General features: G+C 44.1%; 4 protein-coding genes. 2 read left to right on the top strand and 2 right to left on the bottom strand.

Going from position 1 to position 3244, the window contains the following annotated elements; all coding sequences use genetic code 11:
- Positions 1-76 precede the first annotated feature (76 nt).
- Positions 77-226 (bottom strand): alpha-L-arabinofuranosidase C-terminal domain-containing protein, encoded by a 150-nt coding sequence (locus ACFQ2O_RS20695; RefSeq protein WP_377532621.1) that lies wholly within the window; start codon positions 224-226, stop codon positions 77-79.
- Positions 227-299: 73 nt separating this feature from the next.
- The gene (locus tag ACFQ2O_RS20700) at positions 300-524 is read right to left on the bottom strand and encodes a hypothetical protein (protein WP_377532612.1); all 225 of its coding nucleotides are present in this window, start codon (positions 522-524) and stop codon (positions 300-302) included.
- 225 nt (positions 525-749) lie between these two features.
- Between ACFQ2O_RS20700 and ACFQ2O_RS20705 the strand changes: the two genes are divergently transcribed.
- Together ACFQ2O_RS20705 and ACFQ2O_RS20710 are read left to right on the top strand one after the other, a co-directional pair.
- A complete protein-coding gene (locus ACFQ2O_RS20705; RefSeq protein WP_377532615.1) occupies positions 750-2567 on the top strand; it encodes a hypothetical protein in 1818 nt (605 codons plus the stop codon).
- 3 nt (positions 2568-2570) lie between these two features.
- Positions 2571-3020, top strand: a complete 450-nt coding sequence (locus ACFQ2O_RS20710; RefSeq protein ID WP_377532618.1) for a 6-pyruvoyl trahydropterin synthase family protein — start codon at positions 2571-2573, stop codon at positions 3018-3020.
- The last annotated feature ends 224 nt before the right edge of the window (positions 3021-3244 follow it).

A 3244-nucleotide genomic window follows, 5' to 3' on the forward strand; every position in this document is an offset into this window, starting at 1 on the left:
ATTAATTTTTAGTTTAAGCAATAATCTTGTTCCGAATAGATTATTACTTTAGCTAAAGTATAAGCAACATCTACATTTAAGTAAGTAAAACCAGAAGCTGCACAACCAGGTTTGCCATCTTCACACGGTTACTGTGGTTATTAAAAATATCCGGGGTAGTGCTGGCGATCATTGCATCGCTCATGGTATTTTGCTGGTTTGGGAACCTAGCTTCACTTCTTCCTATCCACCCAACTCATCCACCAAGGCAACCTTATTCTCAGGATTATACTTGCACATAATTACTATATGCTTTCTGGTCAATTACAAACCGGCCAGAAAGGTGCTATACTTGCGGCATTCAAGGGCGAAACTTTAACCATCCTGTTACCGCCATCGCTCTCGTTGCTTGCACCCCAGTATTTCACGCTCCATAGATTATTGAGTCCATTCTCGGAGCGCTGGTTCGAAATAGAACTTTTACCCGCAATTTTACTTACTGCACTCAGCCCGTTATTTCCCTCACCTCCTCTCCCCCCTTCCATACTTGTTTATTACAGCCGAGCAATGATATAGGTCACTTACAGGATTGAGCATTCTCATACAGCAGCTGTAGCACCTTACCTACCTTTCCAAAGTGATTCATGCTAAGTATAAAAGGAGAAGGCATTGCTTCGTAAGAAGCTTGTAATGAACCTCTTAAATAATTACATAAGCAATAGGGGTAGTCGAATCAACTTACATTTATTAAACAATTCAAAAGAAAATACATGCTTCAAACAACACCACACCAGTTTCACATCCCTGTCATGGGGCTGTCGTTTTCGATTGATTCGCCGCTGAAGGTGGCAAGATTCGGTATTTCATCCGTTGTGTCGCTTAGCGACGATAGTCTGCTGGAGCAGATGCGCCAGTATTACAGCGCAAAGTATGAGAAGCCATACGTACCCATCTCAGCCAAGGAGCCGGATTACCGGGCCAAACGCATCACAGCCTACCTGAACCTGCTTGATGAAGTAGTAACACAGCAGGTTCTAGATATAAAGCAGCAGGACTTTGCGCCTGACACTGACTTAACAAAATACTTTGAATTACTCCCGGATACCTCTCCTCTTAAAGAGCAATACCACGAGATGCGGCAAACGAATGATCCTTTTATTAAAATCAACCTACAGGAGGAGCTGTGCGAAGCTGTGGTGCCAGGCAGTATAGACGTGAACATCATGACAAAGCTGGACAGGCCAAACTACGACAGCAATGGCGAGCCGCTGCCGCAGGAATATTCTGATGCATTGGCTGCATTGCGTGGCTTTGCCAACAGCACGGTCAGCTCCTCTGTCATTTTCTCAGCAGGGATGAACATGCGTTTGTATGCGTACCTGGAAAACTTTACTTGTTTCTATCCTGATAAAGCCGGTATTACAAAGAAAACCATCACCATTAAAGTAAGCGATTACCGTTCGGCAATGGTGCAAGGTAAAATACTTGCCAAAAAAGGATTGTGGGTATCAGAGTTCCGTATTGAGTCGGGCTTAAACTGCGGTGGCCACGCCTTTGCTACTGACGGCTACCTGCTTGGGCCTATTTTAGAAGAGTTTAAGCAGAATCGCGAAGCCTTACGACTGGAACTGTACAGCATGTACTGCGCAGCATTGGTACATAAAAACATACACCCTCCGGTAGCTATACCTGCTCAAAAAGTAACAGTGCAGGGAGGCATTGGAACAGCAGCAGAACAAAAGCTTTTGATGTCGGAATATGGAGCAGACGGAACGGGCTGGGGAACACCGTTCCTGCTTGTTCCAGAAGCTACTACTGTGGATGAGCCAACATTACAGCAGCTGGCAGCAGCCAAATCAGAAGATCTGTACTTAAGCAATATCTCGCCGCTTGGAGTTCCTTTTAACGCCCTTCGTAACACATCAAATGAGCTGCTGAAACAAGAGCGGGCGGAACGAGGGAAACCCGGCAGTCCCTGCATTAAAAAACATTTGGTTTCAGATACGGAGTTTACAGCGGAAGCTATTTGTACGGCATCGCGCAAATACCAGCGCCGAAAGCTTGAGCAGCTACAGGCGCAGCAATTAGACACCACCACTTACCTTACTGAAGCAGCTAAAGTACTAGCTAAAGAATGTTTGTGTGAAGGCTTGGCAAACTCAGCCTTTCAATTGTACAACATGAGCAAAAAAACTGCAGCAAAAGCTATCTCCATTTGTCCTGGTCCTAACCTTGCCTACTTCTCCGGCATTTATAAACTGCAGGAAATGGTGAGCCATATATACGGTCGAATTAATGTGCTCCATAGTGGTTACAGACCGCACATGTTCATCAATGAGTTAAAGATGTACATCGACTACTGGAAAAAGAAAAAAGAGGAACAACTGGAGACTTTAACAGATAAGCAGTATAAATACCTTCAATCTTTTTGGGAAAATCTGCAACAAGGCATTCAGTACTACAAGCATCACCTGCCTGTTTACTTTAAAGATGAGCTGGAGAAGCAGGTTATCATGCTGGATGAGCTTTTAGAAGCAGAAGACCAGTTGCTGTTGGCAAGGCTTAAAGGTGCAGCCGTTATAGCTTAGCAGATGACGAAAATAAGGCTTACGCGCCTCTTTACTTTCGAGATGGCGCACGCGCTAAATGGTTATGATGGTGCTTGCCGCCACATACATGGGCACTCTTACAAGTTGCAGGTAACTATTATAGGTACACCATTGGCAGACAAGGCTAGCCCGAAAAACGGCATGGTGCTTGACTTTAGTGATTTGAAGCAACTGGTGCAGGAGGCAATACTAAACCAGCTAGATCATGCTTTGCTTTTAGCTGACGATAGCTCTCCAGAACTAATCGCTTTGCTTGAGAAACTACATCACAAATTAGAGCTTGTCTCTTACCAGCCCACCTGCGAAAACATGTTGCTTGACTTTAAAGCCAGGCTTCAGAAGATACTGCCAGCTTCGGTGTCGCTGCACAGCCTAAAACTCTGGGAAACGCAAAATTCATTTGCCGAGTGGTTTGCTTCAGATGAAATATAAGGTATTTAAAGTAGCTTGATTACTGGCTAAAGCAAGTTGCAGAAATGCTCTTGCAGGCTTGCTATAGCCAGTAATCAAGCCAAATAAAAGCAGGACAAGCTGTACATGAAGTAGACCATACGCTAAGCAAGTATACCTTTTGCATAATTGCTTAACAAATGCCACATCAATCAGGATTTCAATCAGTTAGGACAAAATCTATTTTTTATACAATCAATCATTCG

It is taken from the genome of Pontibacter rugosus, assembly GCF_042678745.1.
GTDB lineage: Bacteria > Bacteroidota > Bacteroidia > Cytophagales > Hymenobacteraceae > Pontibacter > Pontibacter rugosus.